Origin of the sequence: Microbacterium sp., assembly GCF_035554235.1 — a bacterium.
In the GTDB taxonomy this organism is placed as follows: Bacteria; Actinomycetota; Actinomycetes; order Actinomycetales; family Microbacteriaceae; genus Microbacterium.
Window position 1 is genome coordinate 1 of sequence record NZ_DATMIO010000142.1, and the last position, 5,388, is coordinate 5,388.

The window sequence follows — 5,388 nt, forward strand, 5'->3', positions numbered from 1 at the left end:
AACCCGTGGCACGACAGGCATCCGATCGCCCACGTCGTGAGCCCGCCCCGTCGTCATCGCCCACGTCGTGACCCCGGCCCGTCACGACCGCCCACGTCGTGACCCCGACCCCGTCCGCGGGTTCGGGGCGCATCCGCGACATCGGGGCGCACGAATCGCGCCCCGACGGAGGGATCGCGCCCCAAACCCGGACCGAGGGAGGGATCGCGCCCCAAACCCGGCACGCGGGGCGCGTCAGGCCGGCCGGGCGAGTTCAGCGTCGATCACGGCCACTTCAGTCGTCGATCTACGGCGAGTTCAGCGTGATCACGGCCACTTCAGTCGTCGATCACGGCCGCTTCAGTCGTCGATCACGGCCACGAGCTCGTCCAGGAAGGAGGGGAAGTCGACGCCCCGGCGCACGATGCGCTGCACGCTCTCGCGCTCGGAGAAGACCTCGACGAACTGCTCGAAGACCGTTTGGAACGCCGCCCGGTCGCTCTCGCTGAACGCGACGAGCGCCACGACCTGCACGCGGCCCTCGCCCCACGGGATCGACTGCTCGCCGATCCCCATCGCGATCGACGTCCGGGTCGCCGTCATACCCAGCGCGTGCGGAACCGCGAGGGCGTCGGTGAAGGCCGTGGATGACATCCGCTCCCGCTCGATCGTCCGCTCGACGTAGCCATCGTCGATCACGCCCTGGGCGACGAGCAGGCCGCCGAGGTGGCGGATGACCCGTTCCTCCCCCGCCGTGCCGTCGAGGCCGCGCACGAACGCCGAGGGATCCAGATAGCGCTCGAGCTCCGCACGCAACCGCGCGAGGCGGCGACCCCGGCGCACCCGGGCGGCCGCGGCGGTGACCTTCTCGACATCCGCGTCGGTCAGAAACGGCTGGATCCGCACGATCCGCTCGCTGTGCACGGGCGGGTCGATCGTCGTGAGCACGAGGTCGGTGTCGATCGAATCCCAGTCGGGGTCGACCCGCGTCTCGACGCCCACGACCTCGACGGCCTGCCCGAGCGAGCGGTCGACGCTGGAGCGGAGGAGCTCGTGAAGGTCGTAGTACCCGGGCAGCACGATGGTCGCGGTGAGCAGCTGGTCGGCGCGGCGGCTGCGCTCGAGCCGACCGCCGACATGCATCGCGATGTAGGCGATCTCGTCATCGGGGAGAGGGATGCCGAGCCGCACCTGCAGGCGGCTCGCGATGAAGACGGCGACCTCGAAGATCATCGGGTACGTCGACTTGAGCGACCGCGTCAGGGGGTTGCGCGACCACGCCTGATCGCGCGCCCGATGCTGCAGGTTCTGCACGTGGAGGGCGAGGCGGAGGATGAATTCGTCGTGGGCGAGATCGACGAGGAACTCGGCGGACGCGATCGTGATGACCTCGCGTACGGCGGCCTCGACCTCGGGATCGAGATGCGAGCGCGCGTGCTCCGCCGGCGTCTGGGTTCCCGGGGCGACCACGCGCGTGAGCACCAGCGTGGCGAGGTGCTGCAGGTCGACGCTCCCGAGCTGCACCCCGAGGTGCCGCTCGGCGAGGCGGCCGATGATCGCCGCGATCTCCTGCCGTGCCGGGCGCGCATCCGGTGCGGCGCTCTCGAGCCCGCGGTCCTGCGACACCCGGTCGGCCGCGATCGCGATGTGCATGACGACGTCCGCGATGCCGAACTCGTTGACGAAGTAGCCGAGGGCGCCCAGTTCGGCGACGAGTTCGGACTTGAACGGCCCGAACGCGGCAGCGCCGACGGAGTTTTCGCCGAGGGTGCGGCGGAGCGCGACGATGTCGAACGATCCGGCATCCATCTCGTCGTGCGCGAGGCGGCTGAGAAGGCGCCGCTGCGCCAACTCCGACCCGAGCAGCCGCACGCGGGACGCGGAGCGCTCGAGCACCAGGTCGGTGCCGCCGAGCAGTCCCCGCACGCGGGACAGGTCGGCGTCGAGGGTCGCCTGGCTCACGTGCAGCCGGTCGGCGACCTCGAACGTGTCGATGCCCTCGGGCTCGTCGAGGAGGGACCGCACGAGCGTGTGCAGCCGGTCGCGCGGGGTTCCGGCATCCGTCGCCGCCACGCGGAGGGCACCCGCCGCATCCGCTCCGGCGCGATATCCGTGCGGCCCGGACTCGATCGCGACCCCGGGCGCCACCCGGGCATTGACGGCGGTGACGTACGATCGCACGCTGCGCGGGGTCACCCCGAGCGCGTCGGCCAGGGTCGCCGCCGTGACCCACTCCGGGTCGCGCACGAGCAGACCGAGCAGCCGGTCCTGTCGCGCTCTCGTCACGGGCGTTCCCTTGCATCGGTTCGGCGGGCCTCGACGCTCGCGTGCTGCCAGTCAACCACGCAGGGGATGCGCGGGGGCGGGCAGTGGATGACGGGGGCCCTGACGGGCGGTGGATGCGGGACGGGCGGTGGATGACGGGGGTCCGGCGGGCGCGGGCCCACCGGCCGAGCCCGCGCCTTTCCGCCCCCGCGGAAACAGGCGTGGTTGTTCCCTCTCAGCGATTTCACAAGAATGGCCACGAGTGGGAAGGCGATCGATGAGGATCCTGGTGGTGTGCGGTGCCGGTGCGTCCAGCACCTTCGTGGCGCAGCGCGTGCGCCACGCCGCCCAGGTCGAGGGACTCGCCTACGTCGCCTCCGCCGGCACCGAGCAGTCGCTTCCCATCGACCTCGATTCGGCCGATGTCGTGCTCGTCGGGCCGCACCTGGCCCACGCGATGGACCGCATCCGGCACGACGCGCAGTGGCGGGGAGCGACCGTCGTGCTGCTGCCCGACGACATCTTCACCGACCTCGACGGCACGCGCACGCTGGCGCTGGTGCGCGCGGCTGTTCAAGCGGACGGGGATGCTTCGACGAGCTCAGCAGAGCTGCACCGCCCGCAGCACCTCACCGAATCACCGAAAGGAATCTCATGACCGCCGTCACCCGTACCGTGCGCATCGGCTCTTCGCACGGACTGCACGCCCGCCCCGCCAAGCTCTTCGCACAGGCGGCCAAGGACTCGGGGCTGACGATCACGGTCGCCAAGGATTCCGGAAAGCCCGTGAACGCGGCGAGCATCCTGGGTGTCATCTCGCTCGGCGTCGAACAGGGCGACTACGTCACCCTCAGCACGGAGGGCGACGGCGCCGAGGCGGCGCTCGACCGGCTCTCGGAGCTGCTCACCACCGACCACGACGCCGAGTGAAGCGGGTTCCGATATGGCAGAACTGAGAGGTGTCGGCATCGGCCTCGGCGTCGCCCAGGGCCCGGTGGCCCGAATGGCGGAGCCCCTTCCCGCGCCGAGCGACGCCCCGAGCGAGCGCACCGCGGACGACGAGACCACGCGCGTGCGCGAAGCCGTCTCGGCGGTCGCGCGCGAACTCGAGCAGCGCGGAGCGCTGGCCGGCGGTGCCGCCCAGGACGTGCTCGAGGCTCAGGCGATGATGGCGGAGGACCCGTCGCTCGAGACCGAGATCGACGCCCGCCTGGCACAGGGCAAGACGGCCGAATGGGCCGTGCACGACGCCTTCGCGTCGTTCAGAGACACGCTCACCGCGATGGGGGGCTACCTCGGTGAGCGGGCTGCGGACCTCGACGATGTCGCCCAGCGCGTCATCGCGAGGCTCCGTGGCGTCCCCGCCCCGGGAGTGCCCGACCCGGGGCATCCGTTCATTCTGGTGGCGAAGGATCTCGCCCCGGCCGATACCGCCCTTCTCGACCTCGACAAAGTGCTCGCGCTCATCACGACCGAGGGCGGACCGACCTCGCACACCGCGATCCTCGCCCGCGAGAAGTCGATCGTGGCGCTCGTGGGCGTCGTCGACGCGAAGGGGCTGCGGGACGGCGAGACGGTGATCGTGGATGCCGCGAGCGGCGTCGTCACGACGGAGCCCACGGCCGAGGAGCTCGAGCGGGCGCAGACCCGCGCGCAGGCGCGGGCCTCCGCGGCATCCGCCCCCATCACCGACGGAGCCCTCGCCGACGGGACCGACGTGCCGCTCCTCGCGAACCTCGGCAACCCGGACGGTGCTGCCGATGCCGTCGCCCTCGGCGCCCAGGGGGTCGGGCTGTTCCGCACGGAGTTCCTGTTCCTGAGCTCCAGCCAGGCCCCGACGATCGAGCAGCAGCGCGTGTCGTACGAGAAGCTGCTCGGCGCGTTCCCGGGCAAGAAGGTCGTGGTGCGGGTGCTGGATGCCGGTGCCGACAAGCCTCTGCCGTTCCTCAACGACGCGCACGAGGAGAATCCGGCCCTCGGGCTGCGCGGGCTGCGCGCGCTGCGCGCGAGCGAGGACATCCTGCGCGAGCAGCTGACCGCACTCGCCGAGGCGGATGCCGCCACCCGGGCGAACGGAGGCGGTGCCGACCTGTGGGTCATGGCCCCGATGGTGTCGACTGTGGAGGAGACCGCGTACTTCGTCGCCCTCGCCCGCGACTACGGAATCAAGACCGCCGGGGTCATGGTCGAGGTGCCCTCGAGCGCCCTGCTCGCCGACCGCGTGCTGAAGCACGCGGACTTCGCCTCGATCGGCACGAACGACCTGACGCAGTACACGCTCGCCGCCGACCGCCTGCTGGGCTCGGTGGCGTCGTTCCAGGACCCGTGGCATCCCGCCGTGCTCCGCCTCGTGCGCGAGGTAGGCGCGGCCGGGCAGGCCCATGGCAAGCCGGTGGGGATCTGCGGCGAGGCCGCGGCCGACCCGCTGCTGGCGGTCGTGCTGGTCGGGCTCGGCGCGACGAGCCTGTCGATGGCGCCGACCGCCCTCGCCGACGTGCGGGCGTCGCTGCTCGAGTACTCCCTCGATGATGCTCGCCGCATCGCCGAGGCCGCCCTGGCCGCGGATGACGCGACCTCAGCCCGAGACGCGGCGCGCGCCGCCGCAGCCCGATAGGCCGCACGAGCGGCTCTGAAAACCTGAACAAAGGGAGACTGCAATGACAACGGCGTCGACGCCCGCGAAGGGCACCAATAAGGCACGGGTCGGAGTCCAGCGCTTCGGCACGTACCTGTCGGGCATGATCATGCCCAACATCCCCGCGCTCATCGCGTGGGGCATCTTCACGGCCTTCTTCATCGATGTCGGATGGACGCCCAACGCCGACCTCGCGACGATCGTCGGACCGTTCATCCACTACGCGCTGCCGATCCTGATCGCGTACACGGGCGGCAGCATCGTCTACGGAATCCGCGGAGGCGTGGTCGCGGTCATCGGCACCTTCGGCGTGATCGCAGGGTCGGATCTCCTCGTCACCCACTACAACGCGGCGGCTGAGGCGGCAGGCAACCCGCCGATCCCAGAGATCCACCAGTTCATCGGTGCGATGATCATGGCCCCGATCGCGGCCTACTCGATGAAGTGGCTCGACAGCCTCTGGGAGGGCAAGATCAAGCCGGGCTTCGAGATGCTCGTGAACATGTTCT

5 protein-coding genes are annotated in these 5,388 nt (G+C 71.0%); 4 read left to right on the forward strand and 1 reads right to left on the reverse strand.

The features are described 5' to 3' along the window. Nucleotides 1-339: 339 nt before the first annotated feature. Nucleotides 340-2,265, reverse strand: a complete 1,926-nt coding sequence (locus VNT50_RS07395) for a BglG family transcription antiterminator (RefSeq protein ID WP_325484465.1) — start codon at nt 2,263-2,265, stop codon at nt 340-342. A 256-nt stretch (nt 2,266-2,521) separates the two neighbouring features. On the opposite strand from VNT50_RS07395, the gene VNT50_RS07400 reads away from it, so the two are divergent. The 4 genes from VNT50_RS07400 to VNT50_RS07415 form a co-directional block, all read left to right on the forward strand. Further along, complete coding sequence (locus VNT50_RS07400; protein ID WP_325484466.1) at nt 2,522-2,902, forward strand: PTS sugar transporter subunit IIB; 381 nt, start codon at nt 2,522-2,524, stop codon at nt 2,900-2,902. Beyond that, complete coding sequence (locus tag VNT50_RS07405) at nt 2,899-3,174, forward strand: HPr family phosphocarrier protein (protein ID WP_325484467.1); 276 nt, start codon at nt 2,899-2,901, stop codon at nt 3,172-3,174. The genes VNT50_RS07400 and VNT50_RS07405 overlap by 4 nt, the downstream gene beginning before the upstream one ends. Nucleotides 3,175-3,187: 13 nt before the next feature. Then, nucleotides 3,188-4,858 carry a phosphoenolpyruvate--protein phosphotransferase gene (ptsP, locus tag VNT50_RS07410; protein WP_325484468.1) on the forward strand — a complete coding sequence of 557 codons (1,671 nt, stop codon included), beginning with the start codon at nt 3,188-3,190 and terminating at the stop codon, nt 4,856-4,858. Between the two features lie 43 nt (nt 4,859-4,901). Further along, on the forward strand, nt 4,902-5,388 hold a 487-nt coding region (locus VNT50_RS07415), incomplete at its 3' end, for a PTS transporter subunit EIIC (RefSeq protein ID WP_325484469.1).